General features: G+C 65.8%; 29 protein-coding genes and 1 pseudogene. 12 read left to right on the top strand and 18 right to left on the bottom strand.

From position 1 onward, the window contains the following. Positions 1-11: 11 nt before the first annotated feature. The 5 genes from J7S20_RS08380 to J7S20_RS08360 all read right to left on the bottom strand — a co-directional run bounded on the left by J7S20_RS08380 (position 12) and on the right by J7S20_RS08360 (position 4444). Positions 12-1157: an acyl-CoA dehydrogenase family protein gene (locus tag J7S20_RS08380; RefSeq protein ID WP_284053788.1), complete on the bottom strand. Its 1146-nt coding sequence runs from the start codon at positions 1155-1157 to the stop codon at positions 12-14. Further along, positions 1154-1528, bottom strand: coding sequence for a hypothetical protein (locus J7S20_RS08375; RefSeq protein ID WP_284053787.1), 375 nt, complete (start codon positions 1526-1528; stop codon positions 1154-1156). Before J7S20_RS08375 ends, J7S20_RS08380 begins: the two co-directional genes overlap by 4 nt. After that, positions 1528-3024 (bottom strand): CoA-acylating methylmalonate-semialdehyde dehydrogenase, encoded by a 1497-nt coding sequence (locus J7S20_RS08370; protein WP_284053786.1) that lies wholly within the window; start codon positions 3022-3024, stop codon positions 1528-1530. The genes J7S20_RS08375 and J7S20_RS08370 overlap by 1 nt, the downstream gene beginning before the upstream one ends. Positions 3025-3254: 230 nt before the next feature. Next, positions 3255-3977, bottom strand: a complete 723-nt coding sequence (locus J7S20_RS08365) for an anti-sigma factor family protein (RefSeq protein WP_284053785.1) — start codon at positions 3975-3977, stop codon at positions 3255-3257. Next, positions 3974-4444, bottom strand: coding sequence for an RNA polymerase sigma factor (locus J7S20_RS08360; protein WP_430980928.1), 471 nt, complete (start codon positions 4442-4444; stop codon positions 3974-3976). The genes J7S20_RS08365 and J7S20_RS08360 overlap by 4 nt, the downstream gene beginning before the upstream one ends. 261 nt (positions 4445-4705) lie before the next feature. Between J7S20_RS08360 and J7S20_RS08355 the strand changes: the two genes are divergently transcribed. Beyond that, the gene (locus tag J7S20_RS08355) at positions 4706-6010 is read left to right on the top strand and encodes a S8 family serine peptidase (RefSeq protein ID WP_284053783.1); all 1305 of its coding nucleotides are present in this window, start codon (positions 4706-4708) and stop codon (positions 6008-6010) included. A 99-nt stretch (positions 6011-6109) separates the two neighbouring features. Then, positions 6110-6916 carry a hypothetical protein gene (locus J7S20_RS08350; protein ID WP_284053782.1) on the top strand — a complete coding sequence of 269 codons (807 nt, stop codon included), beginning with the start codon at positions 6110-6112 and terminating at the stop codon, positions 6914-6916. A gap of 74 nt (positions 6917-6990) precedes the next feature. Here J7S20_RS08350 and J7S20_RS08345 read toward each other — a convergent pair whose 3' ends face one another. Further along, a complete protein-coding gene (locus J7S20_RS08345; protein ID WP_284053781.1) occupies positions 6991-8529 on the bottom strand; it encodes an ABC transporter permease/substrate-binding protein in 1539 nt (512 codons plus the stop codon). Then, the gene (locus J7S20_RS08340) at positions 8526-9311 is read right to left on the bottom strand and encodes an ATP-binding cassette domain-containing protein (RefSeq protein WP_284053780.1); all 786 of its coding nucleotides are present in this window, start codon (positions 9309-9311) and stop codon (positions 8526-8528) included. Before J7S20_RS08340 ends, J7S20_RS08345 begins: the two co-directional genes overlap by 4 nt. 64 nt (positions 9312-9375) lie before the next feature. On the opposite strand from J7S20_RS08340, the gene J7S20_RS08335 reads away from it, so the two are divergent. After that, a complete protein-coding gene (locus tag J7S20_RS08335; RefSeq protein ID WP_284053779.1) occupies positions 9376-10161 on the top strand; it encodes an SDR family oxidoreductase in 786 nt (261 codons plus the stop codon). Positions 10162-10256: 95 nt separating this feature from the next. Here the strand turns inward: J7S20_RS08335 and J7S20_RS08330 are convergent. Continuing rightward, positions 10257-10553 (bottom strand): annotated as a pseudogene (locus J7S20_RS08330) (4a-hydroxytetrahydrobiopterin dehydratase); the annotation flags it as partial. A 41-nt stretch (positions 10554-10594) separates the two neighbouring features. Between J7S20_RS08330 and J7S20_RS08325 the strand changes: the two are divergent. The 3 genes from J7S20_RS08325 to J7S20_RS08315 are packed head-to-tail and all read left to right on the top strand — an operon-like array spanning position 10595 to position 12227. Continuing rightward, on the top strand, positions 10595-11002 hold the full coding sequence (locus J7S20_RS08325) for a metallopeptidase family protein (protein ID WP_284053778.1): 408 nt from the start codon (positions 10595-10597) through the stop codon (positions 11000-11002). Continuing rightward, entirely contained in the window at positions 10999-11589 is a 591-nt protein-coding gene (gene ccmA / locus J7S20_RS08320; RefSeq protein WP_284053777.1) for a heme ABC exporter ATP-binding protein CcmA, read from the top strand. The genes J7S20_RS08325 and ccmA overlap by 4 nt, the downstream gene beginning before the upstream one ends. Beyond that, entirely contained in the window at positions 11586-12227 is a 642-nt protein-coding gene (locus J7S20_RS08315; protein ID WP_284053776.1) for a heme exporter protein CcmB, read from the top strand. Before ccmA ends, J7S20_RS08315 begins: the two co-directional genes overlap by 4 nt. A gap of 174 nt (positions 12228-12401) precedes the next feature. On the opposite strand, the gene J7S20_RS08310 is transcribed toward J7S20_RS08315, so the two are convergent. The 10 genes from J7S20_RS08310 to coxB form a co-directional block, all read right to left on the bottom strand. Next, a complete protein-coding gene (locus J7S20_RS08310; protein WP_284053775.1) occupies positions 12402-13271 on the bottom strand; it encodes a class I SAM-dependent methyltransferase in 870 nt (289 codons plus the stop codon). After that, positions 13268-14671, bottom strand: coding sequence for a threonine synthase (thrC, locus tag J7S20_RS08305; protein ID WP_284053774.1), 1404 nt, complete (start codon positions 14669-14671; stop codon positions 13268-13270). Before thrC ends, J7S20_RS08310 begins: the two co-directional genes overlap by 4 nt. A 12-nt stretch (positions 14672-14683) precedes the next feature. Next, complete coding sequence (locus tag J7S20_RS08300; RefSeq protein WP_284053773.1) at positions 14684-15310, bottom strand: SURF1 family protein; 627 nt, start codon at positions 15308-15310, stop codon at positions 14684-14686. After that, positions 15307-15699, bottom strand: a complete 393-nt coding sequence (locus tag J7S20_RS08295) for a DUF983 domain-containing protein (protein WP_284053772.1) — start codon at positions 15697-15699, stop codon at positions 15307-15309. The genes J7S20_RS08300 and J7S20_RS08295 overlap by 4 nt, the downstream gene beginning before the upstream one ends. Further along, positions 15699-16568 (bottom strand): cytochrome c oxidase subunit 3, encoded by an 870-nt coding sequence (locus J7S20_RS08290; protein ID WP_284053771.1) that lies wholly within the window; start codon positions 16566-16568, stop codon positions 15699-15701. Before J7S20_RS08290 ends, J7S20_RS08295 begins: the two co-directional genes overlap by 1 nt. A gap of 31 nt (positions 16569-16599) precedes the next feature. Next, positions 16600-17133, bottom strand: a complete 534-nt coding sequence (locus J7S20_RS08285; protein ID WP_284053770.1) for a cytochrome c oxidase assembly protein — start codon at positions 17131-17133, stop codon at positions 16600-16602. Beyond that, entirely contained in the window at positions 17130-17267 is a 138-nt protein-coding gene (locus tag J7S20_RS08280) for a hypothetical protein (protein WP_284053769.1), read from the bottom strand. Before J7S20_RS08280 ends, J7S20_RS08285 begins: the two co-directional genes overlap by 4 nt. 5 nt (positions 17268-17272) lie before the next feature. Beyond that, the gene (locus tag J7S20_RS08275; RefSeq protein WP_284053768.1) at positions 17273-18181 is read right to left on the bottom strand and encodes a heme o synthase; all 909 of its coding nucleotides are present in this window, start codon (positions 18179-18181) and stop codon (positions 17273-17275) included. A 124-nt stretch (positions 18182-18305) separates the two neighbouring features. After that, positions 18306-19973, bottom strand: a complete 1668-nt coding sequence (ctaD, locus tag J7S20_RS08270) for a cytochrome c oxidase subunit I (protein WP_284053767.1) — start codon at positions 19971-19973, stop codon at positions 18306-18308. 3 nt (positions 19974-19976) lie between these two features. Further along, a complete protein-coding gene (gene coxB, locus J7S20_RS08265; RefSeq protein ID WP_284053766.1) occupies positions 19977-21113 on the bottom strand; it encodes a cytochrome c oxidase subunit II in 1137 nt (378 codons plus the stop codon). 192 nt (positions 21114-21305) lie between these two features. On the opposite strand from coxB, the gene pyrE reads away from it, so the two are divergent. Genes pyrE through maiA form a run of 6 tightly spaced genes read left to right on the top strand, consistent with a single transcriptional unit; the run spans position 21306 to position 25654 of the window. Further along, positions 21306-21890, top strand: coding sequence for an orotate phosphoribosyltransferase (pyrE, locus tag J7S20_RS08260; RefSeq protein WP_284053765.1), 585 nt, complete (start codon positions 21306-21308; stop codon positions 21888-21890). Next, a complete protein-coding gene (locus J7S20_RS08255) occupies positions 21887-22621 on the top strand; it encodes a pyridoxine 5'-phosphate synthase (protein WP_284053764.1) in 735 nt (244 codons plus the stop codon). The genes pyrE and J7S20_RS08255 overlap by 4 nt, the downstream gene beginning before the upstream one ends. Then, positions 22618-23034 (top strand): holo-ACP synthase, encoded by a 417-nt coding sequence (gene acpS / locus J7S20_RS08250; protein WP_284053763.1) that lies wholly within the window; start codon positions 22618-22620, stop codon positions 23032-23034. The genes J7S20_RS08255 and acpS overlap by 4 nt, the downstream gene beginning before the upstream one ends. Next, positions 23031-23942, top strand: a complete 912-nt coding sequence (gene lepB / locus J7S20_RS08245) for a signal peptidase I (RefSeq protein ID WP_284053762.1) — start codon at positions 23031-23033, stop codon at positions 23940-23942. Before acpS ends, lepB begins: the two co-directional genes overlap by 4 nt. Next, positions 23943-25019, top strand: coding sequence for an AI-2E family transporter (locus tag J7S20_RS08240; protein WP_284053761.1), 1077 nt, complete (start codon positions 23943-23945; stop codon positions 25017-25019). Beyond that, positions 25016-25654, top strand: coding sequence for a maleylacetoacetate isomerase (maiA, locus tag J7S20_RS08235; protein ID WP_284053760.1), 639 nt, complete (start codon positions 25016-25018; stop codon positions 25652-25654). The genes J7S20_RS08240 and maiA overlap by 4 nt, the downstream gene beginning before the upstream one ends. The last annotated feature ends 112 nt before the right edge of the window (positions 25655-25766 follow it).

The following is a 25766-nucleotide window of genomic DNA, read 5'->3' as shown; positions in this document are numbered from 1 at the left end:
AGAATCCGAATTCACTGCCGCAGCATGTCGCGGCCGACGATCATCCGCATGACCTGGTTGGTGCCCTCCAGAATCGAGTGCACGCGCAGGTCGCGCCAGAAGCGCTCGATCGGATAATCCTGCAGATAGCCGTACCCGCCATGCAGCTGCAGCGCGTCGTTGACCACCTTCGATCCGGTGTCGGTGGCGAGCCGTTTCGCCATCGCGGCAAAGCGCGTCTTGTCGGGCGCGTTCGCGGTCACCTTGGCCGCCGCGACATAGAGCAGCGCGCGCGCCGCCTCGAGGTCGGTCGCCATGTCGGCGAGCATGAACTGAGTATTCTGGAAGTCGGCGATCGGCCGCCCGAACTGCTGCCGGTCCTTCGTATAGGCCACCGCCTCGTCGAGGCAGCGCTGCGCCCCGCCCAGCGAGCAGGCGCCGATGTTGAGCCGCCCGCCGTCGAGCCCCATCATCGCGATGCGAAAGCCTTCGCCCTCGCCGCCGACGACATTCTCGACCGGCACGCGGACATCCTCGAAGATGACCTGCGCGGTCGGTTGGCTGTGCCAGCCGAGCTTCTTCTCCTGGGCGCCAAAGCTGACCCCGTCCATGTCCTTTTCGACCACCATGCAGGTGATGCCCTTCGGCCCGTCCTCGCCGGTACGGACCATCACGACATAGACTTCGTTCTCGCCGCCGCCGGAGATGAACTGCTTGGTGCCGTTGAGGACGTAGTGGTCGCCGTCCTTCACCGCCTTCGACTTGAGCGCTGCGGCGTCGGAGCCCGAACTGGGCTCGGTCAGGCAGTAGGATGCCATCCGGTCCATCGTGACGAGGCTCGGCAGATATTTCGCCTTCACCGCGTCCGAACCGAACCGGTCGATCATCCACGACGCCATGTTGTGGATCGAGATGAACGCGCTGGTCGACGGACAGCCATAGGCCATCGCCTCCATGATCAGCGCCGCCTCGAGCCGCCCGAGATTGATCCCGCCCGATTCCTCCGAGACGTAGATCGAGGCGAAGCCGAGCTCGGCCGCTTCCCTGATCACGTCGCGCGGAAAGATGTGCTTCTCGTCCCACTCGCCGGCATTGGGCGTGATCCGGTCGGCGGTGAACTTGCGCGCCATCTCCTGGATCGCGCGCTGATCATCGGTAAGGTCGAATTGGTCGGTCATGTTGCTTCCGTTGTTGGCGTATCGAGCCATTGCTCGGCTTCGGCCACGGTCATGAAAACGCGCAGCCTAGGATGGGCAAGAGTGCGATCGACCTGCATCTTGTTGAGCATGCTGGCAACCACGATGGCCGCCCGGCCCGACGTCCGCGTCATCACGCCGCGTCCCAAAACACCCAGCAGATCGGCCACCTCATTGACCTGAACCGGAAACTCGAGCGACTCGACAATGCCGTCGAAGTCGCTGCCCGCCTTTTCGATGTTCCGGTTCAGTTGCGAAGCCAATGCGCGCACCTCGTCAGGGGAAAGATATCCTTTCACGACGATACGCAAGCGGCAACGCCTGGTGTCATAGCTGACGTCGAATGCGCCCATCACCCCATCGTCGGGATGACGAACGCGTTCTCGCCGGTCGCGCTGCCGTCGGGCCAGCGCTGCGTCACCGTCTTCACCTTGGTCCAGAATTTCAGCCCCTCGGTGCCATACTGGTTGGTGTCGCCGAATGCCGAGCGCTTCCACCCGCCGAAGCTGTGATAGCTGACCGGCACCGGGATCGGCACGTTGACGCCGACCATGCCGACATTCACCCGCTGCGCGAATTCGCGCGCGGCATGGCCGTTACGCGTGAAGATCGCGACGCCGTTGCCATATTGGTGATCGCTCGGCAGGCGCACCGCCTCCTCGAAATCCTTCGCGCGGACGATCTGCAGCACGGGGCCGAAAATCTCTTCCTTGTAGCTTTCCATGTCGGTCGTGACATGGTCGAACAGGCTCGGCCCGACGAAGAAGCCGTCCTCATGCCCCTGCAGCTTGAATCCGCGGCCGTCGACGACCAGCTCGGCGCCTTCGTCGACGCCCTTCTGGATCCAGTTCTCAACACGGCCCTTCTGCTCGGCGGTGACCATCGGGCCATATTGCGCGTCCTTGTCGGTCGACACGCCGACACGCAAGCTATCGATCGCGGGGATCAGCTTTTCGCGCAGCCGCTCGGCGGTGTCCTCACCCACCGGCACTACGACCGGCAGCGCCATGCAGCGCTCGCCGGCCGAGCCGTACGCCGCACCGATCAGGTCGTTGACCGCCTGGTCGAGATCGGCGTCGGGCATGATGATGCCGTGGTTCTTCGCGCCGCCCATCGCCTGCACGCGCTTTCCGGCGGCGACGCCGCGCTTGTAGACATAATGCGCGATGTCCGACGATCCGACGAAGCTGACCGCCGAAATCGCTTCATGGTCGAGGATCGCGTCGACCATTTCCTTGTCGCCGTGGACGACCTGGAGCAGCCCTTCGGGCGCGCCCGCCTCGACGAACAGCTCGGCGAGCCGTACCGGCACGCTCGGGTCGCGCTCGGAGGGTTTCAGGATGAAGGCATTGCCGCACGCGATCGCCATGCCGAACATCCACATCGGGATCATCGCGGGGAAGTTGAACGGCGTGATGCCGGCGCCGATGCCGAGCGGCTGGCGCATCGAATAGACGTCGATGCCGGGGCCTGCGCCTTGCGTATATTCGCCCTTCAGCACCTGCGGAATGCCGCACGCATATTCGATGACCTCAAGGCCGCGCTGCACGTCGCCATGCGCGTCGTCGATCACCTTGCCGTGTTCGGACGACAGCAGCCGCGCCAGCTCGTCCTTGTTCGCCTCGACCAGTTCCTTGAACTTGAACATGACGCGGGCGCGGCGCTGCGGATTGGTCGCCGCCCATTCGGGCTGGACCTTCTGCGCGGCCTTTACGGCGGCGTCGAGTTCGGCCTGGCCGCCAAGCCCGACCTTCGCCTGGACCTGCCCGGTATTGGGGTCGAAGACGTCGTGGCTACGCGCGCCGCCGCCACCCGAATAGCCGGAAATGACATGATCGATGGTGCGCATGAAACTCTCCTCTCATACGGATGGACGGTCGAGCCGCCGATTCGTTTCCGATGTAACTAAATTTCTCTCTGGCACATCATTCGGTCGCTGTCAGCCGGGGGCGGCGCAGGCGGTGCAGATGGACGGGTGAGCCGCCCGGTTCGAGCGCCCTCACGCTTCCGCGCTCGTGGCTGACGCGGGTCGGTGCGGAGAAGGTGTCCGGGGAGCAGCGAGCGAGAGCGCTCCCGAATTCAGCGCGCTCGCCAGTTCCGGTCCGCCGCCGCCTTTTCCTGCGCGGCGTCAAGCGGTGCGCCCGCCATCATGTCCTGCGCATCGGCCATCAGCGCGCCCGCACTCGATCCTGCCTGGCGATAATCGGCAGCACTTTCGCCTGCCACGCCGCGCAGCTGGCGGACCTGCCAGTCGCCCTTGTCGTTGCAGGCGATGCCGCCCTGCCGCGCCATTTCGAAGACGCGGCAATAGCTGCCGTCCTTGGCGCGAAAGCTGACCAGCATCCGCGTCGTGGCGTCATGCGGCTGGCTCGACGCCAGTTGCGTGTCGAGCGCGTGCGCGACCTGTCCGCTGGCGATCAACCTGCCGTCATGCATCGCAAAGCCGCCCGCGCTGCCGCCGCCGATGCGCAGCGTGTGTCCGGCAATCACGCCAAGGGCCAGCGTCGCGGCGATGGCGGCTGCGTTTCTGTACCAGTGGCCGCCGAACGGCCGTCGCCGCTCGCGCCGTTCGTCCAGGCTGACGACCGTATCGGCGCCGCGTACCATGTCGGCGAGGGCATCTGGAACCGGTTCGGCGGCGACGGTGTCGAACCGCGCATTCAGTTGTTCGCGCAGTCGTCGTTCGCGCTGCACCTGCTCGGCCAGCGCGGGATCGGCGGCGATGGCGCGTTCGACGCGCTTCGCTTCCAGCGGCGGCAATTCGCCGTCGACATAGGCCATCAGCGTTTCGGGCGCGATCATGCGGCTTCTCCCAGCTTTTCCATCAGCGTCTGCCGCCCGCGCACCAGCCGCGAGGTCAGCGTTCCCATCGGAATGTCGAGGATTTCGGCCGCCTCCTTATAGGCGAACCCCTCGACCAGCACGAGCGCGACGGCTTCGCGCTGTTCGTCGGGAAGCGTGTTCATCGCGCGCCCGACCTCATCGAGCTGCACCGCGGCCTCGATTCCCCGGTCGCCACGGTCGCCAACCTGTGCGCCCGCTTCTTCGGCGACGAAGGTTTCGTTGGCGCGGGTCCGTGCCCTTGCGGTGTCGATCCAGAGGTTGCGCATGATCCGGTACATCCAGCTATCCAATCTCGTCCCCGGTTGCCACTGGCCGCGCGCCTTGATCGCGCGCTCGATCGCCGATTGGCAGAGGTCGTCGGCGTCGGCCGCATTGCGGGCCAGCGCCTGGGCGAACCGCCGCAATCGCGGCAGCAGGGCGAGCATCTCGTCTTCGAACGCCACTTGGCTTTGCGACCTCCCCGGGGCTTCATGGATGAAACGAGCGTGCCCGTCCGTTTCATCCCCAGCCATGACAGATTTTTTCAAAAGCTATAACCGTCATTCCCGCGAAGGCGGAAATCCATATGCACGCCCGTTGCGAATTGAGACGCCGGCGTTCTCGGATCTCGATCCCCGCCCTCGCGGGGATGACGACCGTCAGGCCGCTTGCTATCGCGGGCCGCGCGTAAATGTTAGGTTGGAAACGTGAAGTTGCGTTGGATCATCGCCCCCGCCCTCGCGCTCCTCGTCCCGACAATGGCGGCCGCCCAGCTCGTTCCGTCGCTGCCGCTGCCCGGTGGGGTCGGCGATACGGTCGGGCGGATCGTGCCAGAGGTTCGCCGCGACGTTTCGGGACTGACCGACCTTCGCGAGGTGCGCCGTACCGCCCGGCGGCTCGTGCGCGACCGCGTCGATCGGCTCGCCGCACTTGCGCAGGCGCATCCCGACGCGATCGCGCTCGATCGCCATGGCAATCCCGTCCGCGCGGGAGAGGTCGTGGTGGACGATCCCGACGATGCGATCGTCGATGCCGCGCGGCAAGCAGGCTTTGCGCTGATCGAGCGCGCGCGGATAGCGGGTGTCGACATCGGTTTCGCCCGGTTCCGGGTGCCGCCGGGCCACTCCCTCGACGACGCGCTCGAAAGCATGAAGCATATCGCGCGCGGCCATGACGTTTCGACCGATCCGCTCCATTTCGAAAGCGGCGCGCTGTCACCGGCGCCGCTTGAACCGCGACCGGCAACGTCGGCGCCGTCGCGCGCGACATCGCCGATGCTGCGTCGAATCGGCATCATCGACGGCGGCGCGAACGCTGCCGCCGTCGGTGCGCGCATGGTGCAAAAGGGCTTTGCGACCGGCGCGCCGCGCATCAGCGATCACGGTACGGCGGTCGCCTCGCTGATCGCCGGCGGGTCGGGCATTCGCAGGGCATCGCCCGCCGCGCAGCTCTATGTCGCCGATGTCTATGGCAGCGATCCGGCGGGCGGCAACGCCACCGCGATTGCCAAGGCGCTCGGCTGGATGGTTGCAGAGCAGGTTCCGGTGGTTTCGGTCAGTCTTGTCGGCCCGGAAAATCCGCTGCTCGCGCGCGTCGTGAAAGCGGCGCGCACGCGCGGCACGGTCGTCGTCGCGGCCGTCGGCAATGACGGCCCCGCCGCGCCGCCCGCCTATCCGGCGTCCTATGACGGCGTCGTCGCGGTTACCGCGGTCGATGGCAAGGACCGAGCATTGATAGAGGCGGGCAGGGCGCGCCATCTCGACTATGCCGCGCCGGGCGCCGATATGCTTGCCGCCAACGGGCGGGGCAGGGCGGTGCCGGTGCGCGGCACCTCATTCGCCGCCCCGCTGGTCGCTGCGACGCTTGCCCGCGCCTATGCCGCGCCCGACGATCGCAGCCTGTCGCGGAGCCTGAGGACGCTCGACCACGAAGCCGTCGATCTTGGCCGCCACGGTCCCGACAAGGTGTTCGGACGCGGCCTTTTGTGCGGCGATTGCCGCACCACCGGATGATCGGCGAAATTTTTTCGGATTAAATTTCCACCCGCTCTCGTTGTCGGATTGAACGCGCCCCTGGTGGACGCGTGACGCAGTTCGAAAAGGAGACGTGTCATGAAGAAACTTCTGTTCGCAAGCGCGGCCGCCACGGTCGCCTTCATCGCTACCCCCGCATCGGCGCAGCTGCTTGGCGGCGGTGCCGGCGTCGGCGGCTCGCTGGGCGGAACGGTCGGCGGCATGACCGGCGGGCTCACCCAGTCGGTCCAGTCGACCACGCAGACGATGAACCGCATCAATAAGCAGGCCCGCGTCAACCCGCAGGTCGATACCCGCAGCGGCCACGCCCATGCCGACGGCTCGGCGAGTGGCGGCGTCAGCAGCACCGTCGACAGCGCGACCAGCGCGCTCGGCACCTCGGCGAACGGCTCGGGCACGGCAAGCGCGTCGGGTTCGGCCTCGGGCAGCGCCGATGCCGGCCTGGTCGGCACCGATGCGGTGAAGAACACCGTCGGCGGTGTGCGCAACGCCGCCGGTAATGTCGCCGACCGTGCGCGCTCCACGGCGGCCCGCACCGCCAACGGAGTCCGCAGCGCGACCGGCAGCGCCGCCGCCAACGGCTCGGCCTCGGCGACGGGCATGGCAAACGGGCTCGCGCTCGCAGGTTCGGCCGCGGCGAACAGTGCCGGCGCGGTCGCGGTGAAGCCGGGAATGACCGTCACCGACGCCAAGGGTCGTGCGATCGGCACCGTGCGCAATGTAAAGAGCACCGCCAGCGGCGCGGTCCGCTCGGTTGAGATGCAGGTCGGCAAGCGCGTCGCGACGTTGCCCGCCGCCAATTTCTCGGGATCGGGCAATGTCCTCGTGTCCGCCAAGGGTAAGGGCGCGGTCACGGACATCGCCAAGGGCCAGGCGGGTTCCTGACCCCTCCCGACCCGCTGGTCCTTGCAGGCGCGTCCGGCATCCCCCCGCCGGGCGCGCCTCTTGCTGTCGGACCGCTATCGCGGCGTCGGCGTCAGCCCGGTCTGCTTTTCCAGCCAGCGCGCTGCGGTCGCCGGGCTTTTCTTGTTGGCCTCGCGGTCGACCATGTAATTCGCCTTGCGCATCACATCGACCGGGATCGCGCCGATCATCGGCTTCAGCGCGGCGATGAACTTCTTGTCATTGGCGCGGTCGGGGGCGAGCAGCAGGATCGCGTCATAGCCGGGGATCGCATTGCGCGGGTCGCTCAGGATGCGCAGATGCTGCGCCGCGACCCGCCCGTCGGAGGTGAAGGCGGTGATGACATCGGCCTTCCCGCTCGCCACCGCGCGGTACATGAAGGTCGGGCTATAGGGCTGCGCGCTCCGGAAGTGCAGCGGATAGGCCTTTTGCACCGCCTTCCATTCGGGCCGTTCGAGGAATTCGAGGTCGGTTCCGAACGACAGCCGGTTCGAAATCGGCACCAGGTCGGCGATCGATTTCACGCCCAACTGCTTCGCCCGGTCCTCGCGCATGGCAAAGCCATAGGCGTTTTCGAACCCCAGCGCGCCGAGCGTGCGAACCCCGTGCTTCTGCATCGTCCATTTGGTCACGCCGTCGATGATTTTCTGGCGCGACGGAACGTCGGTGCGGTGCATGTAATTGGTCCACACCGTGCCCGAATAATCGACATAAACGTCGATATCGCCGCTCTTGACCGCGCCGAACACGACCGCCGAGCCCAGTCCCTCGCGATAGGTGACGTGATAGCCCGCGGCCTCCAGCCGGTCGCCGATGACATGCGCGAGGACGAACGATTCGGAAAAGGTCTTCGCGCCGATCACCACGCGCTTGCCGCCCGACGGCAGCACCGGCAGCAGCGCGACCGCGATGCCGACGGCGAGCGCCACCAGGCTGGCATAGACCTGCACGCGCTTGCGGTCGCGAATGCCGCGCTCGACCAGCCCCAGCAGCGCATCGACGATCAACGCCAGCCCCGCCGAAGCGATGCAGCCGGCGACCACCAGCGTCCAGTTCTGTGTCTGCAACCCGGTGAAGATCAGGTCGCCCAGGCTCGGCTGGCCGACCGTCGTCGACAGCGTCGCCGCGCCGATCGTCCACACCGCTGCGGTGCGGATGCCCGCCATCAGCACCGGCGCGACCAGCGGCGCCTCCACCATCCACAGCTTCTGCCGCGCGGTCATGCCGACGCCGTCCGCGGCCTCCAGCACCGCGCGGTCGAGGTTGATGAGCCCCGTCACCGCGTTCCTCAGGATCGGCAGCAGCGCATAAAGCGTCAGCGCGAGCAGCGAGGGCAGGAACCCCAGCGCCGGAATCCCGCCGCCGATCGCTCGCGAAAAGAACAGCAGGATCGGATAGAACAGCGCCAGCAGCGCCAGCGCCGGGATCGTCTGCACCAGGCTCGCAAAGCCCAGCGTCACCCGCGCCACATGCTCGTTGCGCGCCGACCACACCGCCAGCGGCAGGCTGATCGCCAGGCCCAGCAGCAACGCCGCGGCGGACAGCAGCACATGCTGCGCCAACAGGTCGGGCACGCGGGCAAATGCCTCGTTCATGCCCGTTCCTCGATCTCTGCCATCCGGTGCGCCTGTTCGCGCGGCACGGCGACCAGCTCGTCGGCGGCCTCTCCGCCTTCGCCGGTCAGCATCCCGTGCGGCGTCGCATCGGCCATGATGTTTCCGCTTTTCATCACCAGCACCCGGTCGGCGAGCAGCAGCGCCTCGGCCATGTCGTGCGTGACCATGATCGTGGTCAGCCCCAGCCGCTCGTGCAACGCGCGATATTCCTTGACCAGCGCGTCGCGAGTCACTGGATCGAGCGCACCGAACGGTTCGTCCATCAACATCAGCTTTGGTTCGGTCGCGAGCGCGCGGGCGAAGCCGACGCGCTGCCGCTGGCCGCCCGACAGCGCGCTCGGCTGGCGCTTGGCGACGTCGCGCGGCAGATCGACCAGGTCGAGCAGTTCGGCGATACGCTCGTCATTCTGCTTCTCGCCGCGCAGCCGCATCCCGATCGCGACATTCTCGCCGACCGTCAGGTGCGGAAACAGCCCGATATTCTGGAATACGTATCCGATCCGTCGCCGAAGCTGATAATCGGGCAGCGCATCGACGGTTTCGTTGCCGATCGAAATGCTGCCCTCGGTTGGCGCGATCAGCCGGTTTATCATCTTCAGCAGCGTCGATTTTCCCGATCCCGACGCGCCGACCAGCGCGACGAACTGCCCGCCGGCGATTTCCAGCGAGATGTTGTCGACGGCAACGGTGCCGCCCGGATAACGCTTGGTCAGCGATGTCAGCGTGACGGATGGCCCGGCGGGTCGCGATTGGTCTGGCATTGCAACCTTTCATGGGGGATGATCGCCCCCACGTCAAAGAATGCGAACAGGGAGAGGGGGCGACATGACCGATACAAAGGCGATTTTCATCACCGGCGGCGGTTCGGGGATCGGGCGCGCGGTGGCGCAGCGCTTCGCCGATCAGGGGTGGCGCGTCGGTCTCGCCGATGTCCATGCCAAGGCGATCGAGGAAACGAAGGCGCTGCTTCCCGAAGGCTGTGCCACCGCGCATGTCATGGACGTGCGCGACGTCGCCGCGTGGGAAGAAGAACTCGCGGCGTTCGTCGAAGCGAGCGGCGGGCGCCTCGACGTGCTGTTCAACAATGCCGGCATCGCGCTCGGCGGTCCGCTTTGCGAAACCGGGATCGACGATATCGAACGGATCATCGCGATCAACTTCACCGGCGTCGTGCTCGGTGCGCGGATCGGCTATCAGTATCTCGAGAAGACGCCGGGTTCGTGCCTGCTCAACACCTCCTCGGCGGCGGGACTCTATGGCACCAGCGGCGCGGCGATCTACTCGGCGACCAAATTCGCGGTGCGCGGGCTGACCGAAGCGCTCGACGGCGAATGGCGCGAGGCCGGAATCAAGGTCCGCTCGCTGATGCCCAGCTTCATCGACACGCCGCTGCTCGACCAGACCGTCACCGGATCGAACGAAAATGTCCGCGAGCGCGTGAAGGCGGCAGGTCTCGAATTCACCCCGCTGGAAGAGGTCGCGGACAAGGCGTGGGAAGCGGTGCATGGCGACGCCGTGCACACCGTTGTAGGCAAGACCGCCCGCCGCCTGAAATTCGCCGCCCGCTGGATGCCCGGCTCGATCCGCAAACAAATGCGCCGGGGCTTGTGACCGTCATCCGGGGTGACGGGGTGTGATAGGCGTCATGCCGGACTTGATCCGGGGTCCATGGAACGACGCCCGCACTGCACGCGCCGCCGAACCCCTTACTCCACCAGCGCGTCGATCGCCTGCGCCATCTCGACATCGCGCGACGACAGGCCGCCGGCGTCGTGCGTCGTCAGCAATATCTCGACGCGGTTATAGACGTTCGACCATTCGGGATGGTGGTTCGCCTTCTCGGCGAGCAGCGCGACCTGCGTCATGAATCCGAACGCCTGGTTGAAATCGTCGAAGGTGAAGGTGCGCGTGATCGCGTCGCGGCCGTCCTCGTAATCCCAGTCGGGAAGGCCGTCGAGCGCGTCTTCGCGTTCGGCCTGGCTAAGAGCTTCCACTTGCATCGCCTCCTTGCTGCATCCTGCCCGCCCGGCCTATGCATTCGCCGATGCGCGAGCAAGCACCTTTGCTGAATGGGCCCGACGCCGCCGCGATAGAGCGGCTGGCCTGGGACGCGCTGCGCCGTATTCCGGCGCCGTTTGCGCGCTATCTCAGCGACATCGTGATGGTGGTGGAGGAATTTGCCGACGACGAAACGCTCGCCCATTTCGGCATGACCGATCCCTATCAGCTTACCGGCCTGTATCGCGGACTGCCGATCGGCGAAAAATCCTCGTTCGACGTCGCGCCCAATCCCGACGAGATTCACCTTTATCGCCAGCCGCTGATCGCCGAATGGCAGCAGACGCGCGTCGATTTCGAAAAGCTCATCACGCATGTCGTGGTGCACGAGGTCGGCCATCATTTCGGGCTGTCGGACGACGATATGCACGCGCTCGAAGACGCCGCCGGGTGACGGACGCGCTGCTTCACCTGCGCGGCGTCGATTGCGTGCGCGGCGGCCGGACTCTGTTCGAAGGGCTCGTCCTCGACCTCGCCCCCGGCGAGGCGGCGCTCGCGACCGGGCCCAACGGCGCGGGCAAGTCGAGCCTGATCCGCATCGCCGCCGGGCTGCTTCCACCCACGGCGGGAAATGTCGCAGCAAGCGCACGGCGCGCATTGATGGCGGCAGAGGCGCCCGCGCTCGATCCCGAACTGACCATTGCGCGGGCGCTCGGTTTCTGGGCACGGATCGACGGGGTTGCGGGCGACCGCGTTGCCGAAGCGCTCGAAATCGTCGGCCTCGATCACCTCTCGGCCGTGCCCGTTCGCCTGCTCTCGACCGGACAGCGCCGCCGCGTCGCGCTGGCGCGCGTGATCGCGGGCGGCGCGGCGCTGTGGCTGCTCGATGAACCCGGCAACGGTCTTGATACCACCTCGGTGGCGGTTCTCGAAAGCGTCATTGCGCGCCACCGTGAACAGGGCGGGGCGGTGCTGCTCGCCACGCATCTGCCGATTGCCCTGCCCGAAGCGAAGCCGATCGTGCTTGGGGCGGCAAGATGAGGTTCACTGCCCTTGTCGCGCGCGAGCTTCGGCGCGCATGGAGCAGCGGCGGGCTGGTGATGCCGCTCGCCTTCTTCCTGCTCGTCGCGATCCTGTTTCCCTTTGCCATCGGCCCCGATGCGAAGCTGCTCGCGCGCGTCGGCGGTGGCGTGGTGTGGACGGCGGCGCTGCTCGCCGCGCTCCTGCCGGTCGAGCGGCTGATAGCGCCCGACCTCGAAAACGGCATGATCGATCAGTTCGCGGTGCGCGGCATTGCCGAGGCGAGCGTGGCCGCCGCGAAGATCGTCGGCCACTGGCTCGGTTTCGCGCCCGCGCTGATGGTCGCGAGCGTCATTGCGGCGGGCTTGCTCAATCTGCCCGGAAACATCCTCGTGCGCGTCGAGATCGGCCTGCTGATCGGCACCCCCGGCCTCGCCGCACTGGGCGTCGCCACCGCGGCACTGACGGCAGGGTTGCGCGGGGCAGGAGCGGTCGCCGGCCTCGTCATGCTCCCGCTCGCCGTGCCGCTCCTCATCTTCGGCGCCGGCGCGATCGACGGCGGGGTAGGAGCGTTCAAACTGCTCGGCGCGGTCAGCCTCCTCCTGCTGGCGGGCAGCCCCTTCGTCGCCGCCGCCGCCATGCGCCTCGCAAGAACGTAACGCGCTCCTGCCCGCGCAGGAGTGACGGGACGGAATATCATTTTCCTACACGCACCCGATCCGGCTACACCGCGTCCGGCTCTTTGACCCCGTCAGCGCATTCGTTTTCCACGCCCGCAACAACCCTGCGCGAGCGCGCAACTTTCGCGAAGCATCAACGCGAATATTGTGAACTTAGCGCGACCAGCGCGCAAAGATCGCCGTCGGCAGCGTCAGCCCGCGCGCCTCTTCGCGCACGCCGAGTTCGCCCGCCTCGACGGTGCCGCCAAGGTCGGCGAATTCCTGGCGCACCAGCTCGCCGATCGCCAGCGCCGACATCCGAACGGCATAGACGGTCAGGAACAGGAACCGCGAATCCTTGTCGAGCAGCTTGCGGCAATCGGCGATCAGGCCGGGCAATCCCTGTTCGAGCTGCCAGATCTCCTTGCCGGGGCCGCGCCCATATTTGGGCGGGTCGAGCAGGATCCCGTCATAGCGCCGCTCGCGCCGCACCTCGCGCGCGGTGAACTTCACCGCATCGTCGACCAGCCAGCGAATCGGCGCGTCTTCGAGCGCCGACAGCGCGGCATTGGCGCGCGCCGCCTCGACCGATTTCTTCGACGCATCGACATGCACCATCTCTGCCCCGCGCGCCGCCATCGCCAGCGTGCCGACGCCGGTATAGCCGAACAGGTTCATGACCTTGGGCGCGTCTAGATCGGCGACCTGCTCGCGCATCCAGCTCCACACCGGCGCCATGTCGGGAAAGAAGCCCAGGTGACGGAACGGCGTCGTCTGCGCGGTGAACTTCACGCCGTCCCAGGCAAGCGGCCAGCCCTCTTGCGGCGTCGGCTTGTCGAACTGCCAGCGCCCGCCGCCATCCTCGTCGGAACCGGGTACGAACTCTCCATGCGCGTCCCAGTCGGTGCTCGCCGGCGCCCACATCGCCTGCGGTTCGGGCCGGATGAAGCGATAGTCGCCATAGCGTTCGAGCTTGCGCCCGCCGCCCGAATCCACCAGCCCGTAATCGTCCCAGGGCTCACCGATGAGCTGGACGAGCTTCACGACCGCGGCGTGGCCAGATCGGCGATATGCGCGGTCACGTCGTCAAAGGTCGCATGGACGACGTCGTAACGCTCCTCGCGGTCGAACAGGTCGCCGACGCGCGCGGGCAGGGCAGGACGAACGCCCGTCGCACGCTCGACGGCGTCGCCGAACTTCGCCGGATGCGCGGTTGCCAGCGTCACCACCGGTATGTTCGAATCGAGTTCGACCGTCCGCGCCGCCGCCAGCCCGATCGCGGTGTGCGGATCGATGATCTGACCGGCTTCGCCATGCGCCCAGGCAAGCGTCTGTGCCATCGCCTCGGGCTCGATACGGCAACTGGTGAACAGCCCGGCCGCGCCCTCGCGCTGCGCGTTGGTCAGTTGCAGCTTCCGCTCCGATTCGAACGCTTTCATCTGCGCCAACAGCGCATTCCCGTCGCGTCCGCCAAGGTCGAACAGCAGCCGTTCGAAATTCGAACTGACCTGGATGTCCATCGACGGTGCCGCGGTCGGCGTGACCTCGCCCACCGAATAGTCGCCGCTCGACAGCGCGCGGTGGAGGATGTCGTTGATGTTGGTGGCGACGATCAGCTTGGCGACGGGCAGCCCCATCTGCGCCGCGACATAGCCAGCGAACACGTCGCCGAAATTACCCGTCGGCACCGAAAAGGCGATCTCGCGCTCCGGCGCGCCGAGGCGGACCGCGGCGTAGAAATAATAGACGATCTGGGCCATCAGCCGCGCCCAGTTGATCGAATTGACCGCCGACAGCGCATATTTGCGCGAGAAGCCGGGATCGTTGAACATCGCTTTCACCAGCGCCTGCGCCTGGTCGAAATTGCCGTCGATCGCGATGTTGTGGACATTCGGCGCCAGCACCGTCGTCATCTGCCGCCGCTGCACGTCGGACACCCGGCCCCTGGGGTGGAGCATGAAGATGTCGACGCCCTCGCGCCCCGCCAGCGCGTCGATCGCGGCCGACCCGGTATCGCCCGATGTCGCACCGACCACGGTCAGATGGTCCTTCGACCCGGTCAGGAACCGCTCGAACAGCAGTCCGAGCAATTGCAGCGCCACGTCCTTGAACGCCAGTGTCGGTCCGTGGAACAGCTCAAGCAGCCAGTTGCGGTGGTCGAGCTGGACGAGCGGCGTTACCGCGGCATGCGCGAAACGCCCCTGATAGGCCTGTTCGCACAGCCGGCGCAGTTCGTCTTCGCTCAGGCTGTCGCCGACGAACGGCGTCATTACCCGGACCGCGGTTTCGACATAGGACAGCCCGGCCATGCCGGCGATGTCTTCGGTCGAAAAGCGTGGCCATGCCTCGGGCACATACAGGCCGCCATCGGCAGCCAGTCCCGCCAGCGTCACCTGCTCGAAATCGAGAACCGGCGCGCTCCCCCGCGTACTGATATAGCGCATCGGCGAGATGCGTTAGCGGTGGTCGCCGCGGTCGGCAAGCGCAGAGGCGTTTCGCCGGAACAGCGCAAGCGCATAGATCAGCACCGCCAGCCCTGCGAAGATGAACCATTGCACGGCATAGGACAGGTGATTGTTGGGCACCGCGCTCAGATCGGGCGGCGGATTCGCGGCAAGCCCGTCGGGCGGCGTGTCGGCGATCAGCATCAGTGGTTTGGGGCGCTGGTCGAAAATACCCTCGATGAGCGCGCGGTGGTCGGGGGCGTGGCTGATATAGCCCGACACATCGCCGCCCTTCCACGTAATCTGCTTGTGCGGATCGTGTGTCACGCCAAGTTGCACATACATCCCAGGCCCTTCGGCGCCGGTGCGGCAGAGCGCCACGACCCGGAACCCGTTGCGTCCGGCGCCCTCCATCTGGAATTTGACCGGCTTGAGGCAAAAGCCCGACGCCTTGCGGAACAGCACCGAATCATCGGGAAAGCGTGGGAACGCGATTGCCGGTCTGTGTTCGTTCGCGGCGTAACGGGCGAGCAGCGCTTCCTTCCACTCCTTGCGGTGGAGCTGCCAGACACCAAGCGAAACCATCGCCGCGGCGGCGATGGCGACGATCACGGTGGCAAGGATCGGGACGCGCTTCATTCGGATGGCGGGGTGATCCGGCCTTCGCGTGCGGCGTTCCGGTATTCGAGCGTGATGAGCATTCCCTTTGCCAGGCGCAGCGCGCCCAGCACGCCCGCCAGCGTCAGCGGCACCCACAGGATGATGTGTACCCAGATCGGCGGTTCGAAGGCGAGTTCGACCCACACCGCCAGAATGGTAATGATTGCACCGATTCCCAGCGTCAGGAAGGCGGCGGGGCCGTCACCGACGTTGAAGCGTTCGAAATCGAGTCCGCATGCGCGGCATTTCGGGGCGAAACGCACGACGCCCGCAAACAGGGTGCGGGCGCCGCAACGCGGGCACAGCCCTTTCAGGCCAGCCTCGACCGGTGCGGGCGCGGATGGGGTTCCAGGCCCGCTGTCGGTCATCAGCCGCCGTGGACCGGCGCGCCCCAGCCGCCCCAGACATAGATCGAGACGTAGAGGAACAGCCAGACGACGTCGACGAAATGCCAGTACCAGGCGGCGGCTTCGAAGCCGAAATGCTGGCGCGGGGTGAAGTCGCCGCGATAGGCGCGGATCAGGCAGACGATCAGGAAGATCGTGCCGATGATGACGTGAAAGCCGTGGAATCCCGTCGCCATGAAGAAGGACGCGCCGTAGTTCAGCCCTTTGAAGGCGAACGGCGCATGGATGTATTCATAGGCCTGGATGCAGCTGAACAGGATGCCGAGCACGATCGTCAGCCACAGCCCCTTTTTCAGCCCGTCGCGGTCGCCGACGCCGATCAGGCCCCACAGGCCCTTCTTCTCGCCGCCGCGCTGGTTGTGGATCAGCGCATGGTGCGCCCAGGTCACCGTGGTGCCGGACAAAAGCAGGATGAAGGTGTTGAGGAGCGGGAATTCGAATGGGTTGAGGACTTCGACGCCCTTTGGCGGCCACTGCCCGCCGATCACATCGGCGGCCGAAGGGAACAGCGAAAAGTCGAAAAACGCCCAGAACCAGCCGACGAAGAACATCACTTCCGAGGCGATGAACAGGATCATGCCATAGCGCAGGTGAAGCGATACGACCGGCGTATGGTCGCCGGCCTTCGCCTCCGCGATCACATCGGTCCACCAGAAATACATCGTCGAAAGGACGCCGATCACGCCAAGGAAAAATACGATTGGCGCATTGGCGGCCGAATGCATCCACATGATGCCGCCCGAAGCCATGACCAGTGCCGACATCGAGCCCATGAGCGGCCAGGCGCTCGGTGGCAGAATGTGATAATCGTGATTCTTGGCTCCAGCCATGATCGCCCCTCTTTTATGTCTTTAGCCGTGTCTAGCTTGCGTTTTCGCCGGAATCCACCGGGTAAAATGTATAGGACAGCGTGATTTCCTGCACGTCCCGCGTGTCCGGATCGCTCAGTATCTTGGGATCGACGAAGAAGGTGACCGGCATCCGAACGGTTTCACCCGGCGCCAGCGTCTGCTCGGTGAAGCAGAAACACTCGATCTTGGTGAAATATTTGCCGACGCGCGCGGGTGTGACGTTGAATGTCGCGGTGCCGGTTACCGGATGGTCGGCATTGTTCGTCGCGGTGTAGAAGGCCATGTCGCGCGCGCCGATATCGATCGTGTCGGCACGGCGCTCGGGCTTGAAGGTCCAGGGCAGTTTCGGGCTGACATTGCTGTCGAACGCAACGGTGATCTTGTCACCGACGCCGCCCGGCGCGTTCGCGGCGGTCTGCGGCGTGCCGTTCAGCCCCGTCACCTGACAGAACACACGGTAGAGCGGTACGCTTGCGAAGCCCAGCCCGACCATGAGGAGGACGATCAACCCGCCGAACGAGGCCGTCCTCTGGTTGCGCGTCACAGCGCGCCCCCGCCCTGGATCTTCACGATCGTGATCGCGAACATCAGGATGGCGAACGCTGCGAGCAGCAGCGCCATCACCCGCGCACGGGAGCGCTGGCGGCGGCGGATCAGGTCTTCGTCGTCGTCATGCATGTCGGTCAGGCCAGCCAGTGATCGGCGACCAGTGCGCCGAACATGAAGAACAGATAAAGGATCGAATATGCGAACAGGCGCTTTTCGGGGCGCATGCGGTCGTCGGCTTGCGTCGTGCGCAAACTTACCTGCGCCGCGAACAGCGCGAAGACCGCGGTCGCCGCGATAGAGGCGACACCGTACAGCGCCCCGGTCAGGCCAAGCGGCCAGGGGGCGACTGCGGCCGCCGCCATCGGGATGGTGTACAGGCCGATCTGATGCCGTGTGGTGCGCTCTCCCGCCACGACGGGAAGCATCGGAACGCCGGCATTGGCATAGTCGGTCTTTACGAACAGAGCGAGCGCCCAGAAATGCGGCGGCGTCCACAGGAATACCAGCGTGAACATCAGGAAGGGCAGCCACGCGACACTGCCCGTTGCCGCGGCCCAGCCGATCAATGGCGGAAACGCCCCGGCTGCGCCGCCGATGACGATGTTCTGCGGCGTGCGGCGCTTGAGCCACACCGTATAGACCAGCACGTAGAACAGAATCGAAATCGCAAGGATCGTCGCCGCGACCGCGTTGATCGCGAGTTCCATCAGCACGACCGAAAAGACCGCAAGCCCGACCCCGAAATGCAGCGCCGACTGGCGATCCATCCGACCGGAGGGCAGGGGCCGCTTCGCCGTCCGCTTCATCTGCGCGTCGAGATCGGCCTCGTACCACATGTTGAGCGCGCCCGCCGCGCCCGCGCCCAGCGCGATGCACAGGATCGCGGTAAAGCCGAGCACCGGATGGATCGGCACGGGCGCTGCGAGCATGCCGCACAGCCCGGTGAATACGACAAGGCTCATCACCCGCGGCTTGGTCAGCGCGAGGAAGTCCCGCCACTCGGCAGGCAGGGTCACGGGTTTGTCGGCGGTGGTCACGATCATCGTCTATAACGCGTCTGCACGAATTTGGCAGCGCAGGTCCCTGCGGCTGGTGCCATCCCGTCAACGAGGATGGCAAATTTGCAAAGCCCCTCCCGCTTTGGGGGCGGGAGGGGCGCTTGTTCGATCAATCCACCTTGGGAAGCGTTTCGAACTGGTGGAAGGGCGGCGGGCTCGACAGCGTCCATTCGAGCGTCGTTGCGCCTTCGCCCCACGGATTGTCGGGCGCCTTCTTGCCGGCCGCGAGCGACCAGATCAGGTTGATGAAGAAGATCGCCATGCCCGCGGCCATGATCTCATAGCCGTGCGTCGCGATGCCGTTCCAATATTCATATTGCGGCGTGTAGTCGGGAATGCGGCGCGGCATGCCCTGAAGCCCCAGGAAGTGCATCGGGAAGAACAGCACGTTCACGCCGATGAAGAACACCCAGAAGTGGAGCTGGCCGAGGAACTCGTTGTACATCTTCCCCGACATTTTGGGGAACCAGTAATAGAAGCCAGCGAACAGGCTGAACACCGCGCCGAGGCTGAGCACATAGTGGAAGTGCGCGACCACGTAATAGGTGTCCTGCATGTAATCGTCGATGCCGCCATTGGCGAGCACGACGCCCGTCACGCCGCCGACGGTGAACATGAAGATGAAGCCGATCGCCCAGACCATCGGGGTCTTGAAGCTGATCGAACCGCCCCACATCGTCGCGATCCAGCTGAAGATCTTGATGCCCGTGGGCACCGCGATGATCATCGTCGCGGCGGTGAAATACATCTTCACATCGACCGGCAGGCCCGTGGTGAACATGTGGTGCGCCCACACGACGAACCCGACCACGCCGATCGCGACCATGGCATAGGCCATGCCGAGATAGCCGAACACGGGCTTGCGGCTGAAGGTCGCGACGATCTGCGAGATCATGCCGAAGCCCGGCAGGATCATGATGTAGACCTCCGGGTGACCGAAGAACCAGAACAGATGCTGGTACAGCACCGGATTGCCGCCGCCGGCGGGATCGAAGAAGGTGGTGCCGAAATTACGGTCGGTCAGCAGCATCGTGATCGCCGCGGCAAGCACCGGCAGCGCAAGCAGCAGCAGGAAGGCGGTGATCAGCACCGACCAGACGAACAGCGGCATCTTGTGGAGCGTCATGCCCGGCGCGCGCATGTTGAAGATGGTGGTGATGAAATTGATCGCGCCCAGGATCGAGCTGGCGCCGGCAAGGTGCAGCGCCAGGATCGCCATATCGACCGACGGTCCCGGCTCACCATAGGTGGAAAGCGGCGCATAGACCGTCCAGCCCGTGCCCGCGCCCGCGCCGAAAAAGGGCGAGGCGAGCAGCAGCGTGAAGGCCGGGATCAGCAGCCAGAAGCTGATATTGTTCATGCGCGGGAACGCCATGTCCGGCGCACCGATCATGATCGGGACGAACCAGTTGCCGAACCCGCCGATCATTGCCGGCATGACCATGAAGAAGACCATGATGAGGCCGTGCGCGGTAATCAGCACGTTCCACAGGTGGAGCGACTGATCGAGGCTTTCGGCGCCGCCGTGCAGCATGCTCGCCCAGGTGCCGAGATACTGGATGCCCGGCTGGGCCAGTTCGAAACGCATCAGGCCGGAAATGGCGCCGCCGATGATGCCCGCGACGATCGCGAAAATCAGGTACAGCGTGCCGATATCCTTGTGGTTCGTCGACATGAACCAGCGCGCGAAGAAGCCGGGCTTGTGCTCGGCATGGCTTTCATGCGCGTGGTCGTGGTGCGCCTCGAAAGCATCGGGAGTGATTGCGGTATCGGTCATGGCTTAGTCTTCCAGGCTTCCGGTGGCGGACTGTTCGGTGATGGGGGCGGCGCTGGCCCCGTTGACCACGGCATCGCCGGTCGGGACGATGCCCTTTTCCTGCGCGTTCGTGCTGGTGTCGTCGTTGCCCGGCGCACCGCGCTGCGCGGGCGCCGCGTCGGAAGGCGCGTTCGGATCGTTCGGCATGCTGCCGCCCTTCGAACGAACCCATGCCGCGAATTCCGCGGGCGGAACGGCTTCGACCGCGATCGGCATGAAGCCGTGACGCGCGCCGCACAGTTCGGAGCACTGGCCGAAATACACGCCCGGCTTTTCGATGGTGAACTGCGTCTCGTTCAGGCGGCCGGGAATGGCGTCGAGCTTGATCCAGAAAGCCGGGACCGCCCAGCTGTGGATGACGTCGGTCGCCGTGGTGACCAGGCGGATCGGAACGCCGACCGGCAGGACGACGCGGTTGTCGGTCGCCAGCAGGCGCGGTCCGTCGGCATCGGTGCGGAAGCGCTGGCCCGGCTGAACCTGGTCCTTTTCCTTCAGCATGTTGGCGGTGAAGCTGACATCGCCGTTGTCGGGATATTCGTACGACCAGAACCACTGGTTGCCGATCGCCTTCAGCGTCACGGCATTGTCCGGGGCCGGCTTGTACTGGTGCGCAAGCAGCTTGATCGACGGAATCGCGATGAAGACGAGGATCAGCACCGGCACGACGGTCCAGATCACCTCGATCAGCGTATTGTGCGAGGTTTTCGACGGGGTCGGGTTCGCCGCCTGCCGGTACCGGAACATCACCCAGATGAGCAGCAGCAGCACGAACACGCAGATCGCGATGATGATCGGCAGCAGAAGGTGGTTGTGGAAGTTATGCGCTTCCAAACCGGTCGGGGTGACCTGATCCTGCAGGCCGAGCGCGCCGTCAGTGGGACGACCGAGATGCGCGAAGGCGGTGACCTTTTCCTGACCGTCGGCGGTCAGTGTCGGATCGGCCGGGGTCGGCGTTGCCGAGGCATCCGGTGCGCTCGCGGCGCTGGTGGTCGCTGCCGGCGTCGCGGCAGGTTGCGGCGCTTCCTGCGCAGTCGCGGTTCCCATGCCCGCCAGCGCCAGACCCGCTGCCAAGACAATCGCTTTCAAGCCGAGTATTCGCATTATTGCTTTTTTACCCCGTTTCAGAAAATCCGCTGCGCTCGCAAGGAACACAACAGACAACACCCTCCATCTGGCCTATACGCCGCGACTTCGCGCGTCTCAAGCTTGTCGGTCGGTCTTTTTGCCGTGGTTGCGGCTTTTCGCGCCCGCGCCTAAGGATTCGGCGCGCGTTACTGCAGGAGATCGACGAGGATGGACGAAGAGGCGATTCTGGCGGAATTCAAAGCGGCGGATGCGTTGCTGGAGGGCCATTTCATCCTTTCGTCCGGTTTGCGCAGCCCGCGCTACCTCCAATGTGCCCGCGTGTTGATGAACCCCGCGCGCGGCGCGCGGCTTGCCGAAGCGCTGGTATCGCGAATCCCCGAATCCCTCCGCTCGCAGATCAGCGCGGTGGTGTCGCCGGCGATGGGCGGCGTGATCGCGGGGCAGGAGGTCGCGCGCGCGCTGGGTGTCGATGCGATGTTCCTCGAACGTCCGACGGGAACCTTCGAACTGCGCCGGGGATTCCGGCTCGATCCGGGCCAGAAGGTGCTGATGATGGAGGATGTGGTGACGACCGGTCTTTCCTCGGGCGAGGCGATCGCCGCGATCAAGGCGGCCGGCGGAGACGTCGTCGCGGCGGCCGCGCTGGTCGACCGGTCGAACGGCGCGGCGCGATTCGACGTGCCCTTCTATCCGCTCATCCGCCTCGACGTCCCGACCTATGAAGCCGATGCGCTGCCGCCCGAACTCGCGGCGATGCCGGCGGTAAAGCCCGGCAGCAGGGCGAAGGCATGAGCGATCGGGCGGCGCTTCGGCTCGGGGTCAATATCGACCATGTCGCGACCGTGCGCAACGCGCGCGGGTCGGGCTATCCCGACCCGGTGCGCGCCGCGCTGCTGGCGGCGGAAGCGGGTGCGGACGGCATCACCGCGCATCTGCGCGAGGACCGGCGCCACATCACCGATGACGATATCGCTCGGCTGTCGGACCAGCTCACGATCCCGCTCAACCTCGAAATGGCGGCGACCGACGAAATGCTGGCGATCGCGCTGCGCCATTCGCCGCACGCCGCCTGCATCGTTCCCGAAAAGCGAGAGGAGCTGACCACCGAGGGCGGGCTCGACGCCGCCGGCCAGCACGACCGGCTGGCCCCCATGGTCGGCGAACTCGCCGGCGCCGGCATCCGCGTCAGCCTGTTCATCGAGCCCGACCCGGCGCAGATCGACGCCGCGATCCGGCTCGGCGCGCCCGTCGTCGAACTGCACACCGGCCGCTATGCCGAACTGTCGGGCGCCGCACAGGCCGGCGAGCTGAAGCGGATCGCAGACGCGGCCGCGCTGGCGGCGAAGAACGGGATAGAGGTTCATGCCGGGCACGGCCTGACCTTCGACAATGTCGTGCCGGTCGCCGCGATCCCGCAGGTCCGCGAGCTCAATATCGGCCATTTCCTGATCGGTCAGGCGATTTTCGACGGGCTGGCGCCGGTGGTGAAGCGCATGCGCGCGCTGATGGACGAAGCGCGGTGATCGTCGGCCTCGGTTCCGATCTGTGCAATATCGAGCGGATCGCCAATTCGCTCGAACGTTTCGGCGATCGTTTTCTCAACCGCGTCTTCACCGAGGTCGAGCGCGGCAAGGCTGCGCGGCGGCCGCACACCATCGCCGGGACGCTGGCCAAGCGCTTCGCCGCCAAGGAGGCGTTTTCCAAGGCCGTCGGCACCGGTTTCAAGCGCGGCGTGTTCATGCGCGACATCGGCGTGGTAAATGCCCCTTCGGGTGCTCCCACGCTGGCGCTTGCCGGCGGCGCGAAGGCGAGGCTTGACGAGATGCTGCCGGCTGGCCACCTCGCCCGGATACATGTGACGCTGACCGACGATCATCCATGGGCGCAGGCTTTCGTGATCATAGAGGCGGTGCCCGATGAAAAGGCGAGTGGATGACGAGTAACGACCTGGCGTTGAATTCGGAAAGCGATCCTGCCGGCGGCGCCACACCCGCGAAGGATACGAAGAAAAAGGGCGGCGCGACCGACTGGTGGGCCGAAGCTCGCGGTATCTTCTGGCTGATTCTCGGGGTGCTCGCCTTCCACAGCCTCGTCGCGAAACCGTTCTACATCCCGTCCGAATCGATGATGCCCACGCTGCTCGTCGGCGACCGGCTGGTGGTAACCAAATATCCCTATGGCTATTCCTACGTCACGCCGACCTTTCACCTGCTGCCCTTCATCCATGGGCGGCTGTTCGGGCACATGCCGAAGCGCGGCGATGTAGTGATCGCGGTGCCCCCGGGCAGCCATGAAGACTATATCAAGCGTGTCATCGGCCTGCCCGGTGACCGGATCGAGGTGCGCGGCGGCGTCGTCTATCTGAACGGGCAGAAGATTCCGCGGCGTTTCATGGGCGACCGGATGATCCCGGTCGACGGCAATACCCATTGCGACGAAGCGCATTATTACGGGCATCGCGTGCGCGGGTCGGACGGCAAGCTGTACTGCAAGCTGCCCATCTATCGCGAGACGCTGCCCAGCGGCCGGTCTTACGACACGATCGACCTCGGTTTCCGCCCCGCCAGCGACGAATATGGCCCGATCACGGTGCCGGAGGACAAGGTCTTCCTGATGGGCGATAATCGCGACAACAGCGCGGACAGCCGGTTCAGCCTTGCCGACAATGGGCTGGGTGGGCCGATTCCCTGGGAAAATCTCGGTGGCCGCGCCGAATTCATCACCTTCTCGCTCGACGGCTATGGAAGCTTGGACCCGCTGACCTGGGGCAAGGCGTTCCGTAGCGGGCGCGCCGGAACGACGCTGCATCCCGAACAGGACGCAGCGCCCGCCAGGGGGAACTAGATGGCCGACGAGCACGTCGCGGCGCACCAGCCCGGCCCCAACGAGATGCGCGATCCGGCGATGCGCGCCGAATTGCGCCGGGCGAGCGTCTGGTTTTCGCTCGCGGTCGCGATCGGCCTGGTCGTCGTCCTCATCCAGCCGCTGCTGATTATCTTCGGCGGTCTGGTATTTGCCGCGATGCTCGACGGTGGCGTGCGGCTGCTCGGGCGCGTATTGCCGATCCCGCGCGGGTTGCGGCTGCTGATCGTCGTCGTGCTCGCGACCGCGTTCGTGCTCGGCGTCTTCTATCTGACCGGCGTCCAGATCGCGTCGCAGGCCGAACAGCTGAAGCACACCATGCAGGTACAGGCCAACAAGGTTGCTGGATGGGCCGCCGATCAGGGCATCATTCCCGGGCGGCAGGATATTGGCGGTTTGCTGAAACAGGCGCTTGGTTCGGTTGGACGGCTGACCAGCTTTGTCGGCAGCGCGGTCGGCGCGATCACCAGCCTGTTCATGATCCTCGTCATCGGCCTGTTCGTCGCGATGGAACCGCGCATCTATGACCGCGGGCTGCAATGGCTGGTTCCCAGCGACAAGCGAGAGGACTTTGCCGTCACCGTCGATCGGATGGCGTTCACGATGCGCAGGTTGCTGGCTGGGCGCCTGGTCGGCATGGCGTTCGAAGGAACGCTGACCTGGCTGCTGCTTTGGGCCGCCGGCGTGCCGATGGCGCTGTTGCTCGGCATCCTGACGGGCCTGCTCGCCTTCATTCCCAATATCGGCGCCTTTATCAGCGGCGTGCTGATGGTCTCGGTCGGGTTCAGCGCGGGGACCGATACCGGTTTCTGGGCGATCATCATCTATTTCGGCGTGCAGACGTTCGATGGCTATGTCGTCATTCCCATGGTCGCCCGGCGGACCGTCGATCTTCCGCCGGCGCTGACCCTGTCGGCGCAGATCCTGACCAGCGCGCTGTTCGGCGTCCTCGGCCTTGCGCTCGCCGATCCGATGACCGCGATGATAAAGGTTGCGCTCGAACGCGGATCGGAAATCTCCGGCAGGCCAGAAAAGCGGGAAGAGGAGGGGGACGAATGACGCTGCACCTCTATGATTATTTCCGTTCGTCGGCGGGATACCGGGTGCGCATTGCGCTGGGTCTGAAGGGCGTGGCCTACACGCGCGAGGACGTGATGCTCGTCGACAACGAGCAGCGTTCGCCCGATCACCTCGCACGCAATCCGCAAGGGCTCGTCCCGGTACTCGACACCGGCGTTGCGATGCTGAGCCAGAGCCTGGCGATCATCGACTGGATCGAGGCGAAATACCCGAACCCCGCGCTCCTGCCTGCGGAGCCGACCGCTCGTGCCCGGGTTCTGGCGCAGGTCTATGCCATCGCCTGCGACATTCACCCGATCGATAATCTGCGCGTGCTGCGCTATCTCGAACGCGACCTTGGTGTCGAAAAGGCCGCGCGCGACGACTGGTATCGCCACTGGGTCGTGCAAGGGTTCGACGCGCTGGAAAAGACCGTCGGCGACGGCCCGTTCCTGGGCGGCGATGCGCCCAATCTCGCCGATGTCTGCCTGGTGCCGCAGATGTTTAACGCGCGCCGCTTCGATGTTCCGCTAGACGCCTATCCCGGACTTGTTCGTGCCGATGCCGCGGCAAGCGAGCTCGATGCGTTCGCCCGGGCGCATCCCGACCGCGTAAAGGGCGTCGCGTCGCTCTGATCGCCATCGCCCGCGCGCCCGGCGCGATTGAACTTTGGCGTACCGATCCCCATCTGCGCCGCGCTTTTGACGCAATTCGTCGGTAGCGCGCATTGTCCGGGCGGATCGCCTG

The organism is Stakelama marina (genome assembly GCF_018122655.1).
Lineage (GTDB): Bacteria > Pseudomonadota > Alphaproteobacteria > Sphingomonadales > Sphingomonadaceae > Sphingomonas > Sphingomonas marina.
This window is presented reverse-complemented; position numbering and strand designations above follow the sequence as displayed.

Bases quoted from the DNA above. Each gene is read 5' to 3' on its own strand.
- maiA (WP_284053760.1), top strand. From the start codon at position 25,016: ATGACGCTGCACCTCTATGATTATTTCCGTTCGTCGGCGGGATACCGG.
- J7S20_RS08365 (WP_284053785.1), bottom strand. From the start codon at position 3,977: ATGATCGCGCCCGAAACGCTGATGGCCTATGTCGACGGCGAATTGCCG.
- J7S20_RS08255 (WP_284053764.1), top strand. From the start codon at position 21,887: ATGAGCGATCGGGCGGCGCTTCGGCTCGGGGTCAATATCGACCATGTC.
- J7S20_RS08275 (WP_284053768.1), bottom strand. From the start codon at position 18,181: ATGATCGTGACCACCGCCGACAAACCCGTGACCCTGCCTGCCGAGTGG.
- J7S20_RS08380 (WP_284053788.1), bottom strand. From the start codon at position 1,157: ATGACCGACCAATTCGACCTTACCGATGATCAGCGCGCGATCCAGGAG.
- J7S20_RS08240 (WP_284053761.1), top strand. From the start codon at position 23,943: ATGGCCGACGAGCACGTCGCGGCGCACCAGCCCGGCCCCAACGAGATG.
- J7S20_RS08340 (WP_284053780.1), bottom strand. From the start codon at position 9,311: ATGCCAGACCAATCGCGACCCGCCGGGCCATCCGTCACGCTGACATCG.
- J7S20_RS08350 (WP_284053782.1), top strand. From the start codon at position 6,110: ATGAAGAAACTTCTGTTCGCAAGCGCGGCCGCCACGGTCGCCTTCATC.
- J7S20_RS08325 (WP_284053778.1), top strand. From the start codon at position 10,595: ATGCGCGAGCAAGCACCTTTGCTGAATGGGCCCGACGCCGCCGCGATA.
- J7S20_RS08345 (WP_284053781.1), bottom strand. From the start codon at position 8,529: ATGAACGAGGCATTTGCCCGCGTGCCCGACCTGTTGGCGCAGCATGTG.
- pyrE (WP_284053765.1), top strand. From the start codon at position 21,306: ATGGACGAAGAGGCGATTCTGGCGGAATTCAAAGCGGCGGATGCGTTG.
- thrC (WP_284053774.1), bottom strand. From the start codon at position 14,671: ATGCGCTATATCAGTACGCGGGGGAGCGCGCCGGTTCTCGATTTCGAG.
- J7S20_RS08280 (WP_284053769.1), bottom strand. From the start codon at position 17,267: ATGCATGACGACGACGAAGACCTGATCCGCCGCCGCCAGCGCTCCCGT.
- lepB (WP_284053762.1), top strand. From the start codon at position 23,031: ATGACGAGTAACGACCTGGCGTTGAATTCGGAAAGCGATCCTGCCGGC.
- J7S20_RS08370 (WP_284053786.1), bottom strand. From the start codon at position 3,024: ATGCGCACCATCGATCATGTCATTTCCGGCTATTCGGGTGGCGGCGGC.
- J7S20_RS08315 (WP_284053776.1), top strand. From the start codon at position 11,586: ATGAGGTTCACTGCCCTTGTCGCGCGCGAGCTTCGGCGCGCATGGAGC.
- J7S20_RS08290 (WP_284053771.1), bottom strand. From the start codon at position 16,568: ATGGCTGGAGCCAAGAATCACGATTATCACATTCTGCCACCGAGCGCC.
- coxB (WP_284053766.1), bottom strand. From the start codon at position 21,113: ATGCGAATACTCGGCTTGAAAGCGATTGTCTTGGCAGCGGGTCTGGCG.
- J7S20_RS08335 (WP_284053779.1), top strand. From the start codon at position 9,376: ATGACCGATACAAAGGCGATTTTCATCACCGGCGGCGGTTCGGGGATC.
- J7S20_RS08295 (WP_284053772.1), bottom strand. From the start codon at position 15,699: ATGACCGACAGCGGGCCTGGAACCCCATCCGCGCCCGCACCGGTCGAG.
- J7S20_RS08360 (WP_430980928.1), bottom strand. From the start codon at position 4,444: ATGCTCGCCCTGCTGCCGCGATTGCGGCGGTTCGCCCAGGCGCTGGCC.
- J7S20_RS08300 (WP_284053773.1), bottom strand. From the start codon at position 15,310: ATGAAGCGCGTCCCGATCCTTGCCACCGTGATCGTCGCCATCGCCGCC.
- ctaD (WP_284053767.1), bottom strand. From the start codon at position 19,973: ATGACCGATACCGCAATCACTCCCGATGCTTTCGAGGCGCACCACGAC.
- J7S20_RS08375 (WP_284053787.1), bottom strand. From the start codon at position 1,528: ATGGGCGCATTCGACGTCAGCTATGACACCAGGCGTTGCCGCTTGCGT.